The sequence below is a fragment of the Luteimonas panaciterrae genome, assembly GCF_020511115.1.
GTDB lineage: Bacteria > Pseudomonadota > Gammaproteobacteria > Xanthomonadales > Xanthomonadaceae > Luteimonas > Luteimonas panaciterrae.
Genome location: NZ_JAJAVH010000072.1, coordinates 1 through 580, shown reverse-complemented (window position 1 = coordinate 580; position 580 = coordinate 1). Strand labels below are relative to the sequence as shown.

General features: G+C 56.7%; 1 protein-coding gene. It reads left to right on the top strand.

All coding sequences use genetic code 11. The features are described from left to right. A partial coding sequence (locus LG367_RS18315) for a S8 family serine peptidase (RefSeq protein ID WP_343225838.1) occupies window positions 1-580 on the top strand: 580 nt, incomplete at both ends.

The following is a 580-nucleotide window of genomic DNA, read 5'->3' as shown; positions in this document are numbered from 1 at the left end:
ATCCGCGCAGGCTTTTAGCCAGGACACAGTCAGAAGTTTCGAAAGCGCTATGGCATCTACCCGTGGGGGGCTGGGCGGCATCTACGTGAAAGCCGCAGGAAACAACTTCGAGGGAGATTACAGCGAAAATTGCAGCGGCGTCGGATGCTCCCCGGCCAATAACGATCCCCAGAACCACCTATTCAACACAATCACGGTCGCGGCTGTCAGTGCAGACGGAAAGAAATCCTCGTATTCGTCCACCGGATCTGCGCTTTGGGTTTCCGCATTCGGCGGCGGAGCTGGAGGGATGTCGCGTTGGGAGCCGGGTACTGATGCCCGGAACCTCTTTGGCCCGACGGTTTTCGACCCTGCCATTCTGACGACCGATACGATGGGTTGCGACGTTGGCAACAACAAGAATAAGCCATGGGAAAATGTCCGCAATCTGCTCGACACCGACCAATCCGACATCGACGACACCTGCAACTATACGGCTCAAATGAACGGTACATCGGCGGCAGCACCGATGGTCAGCGGTGTTGCGGCGCTGATGCTGGAAGCCAACCCCAAGCTAACCTATCGCGACGTCAAGTACATT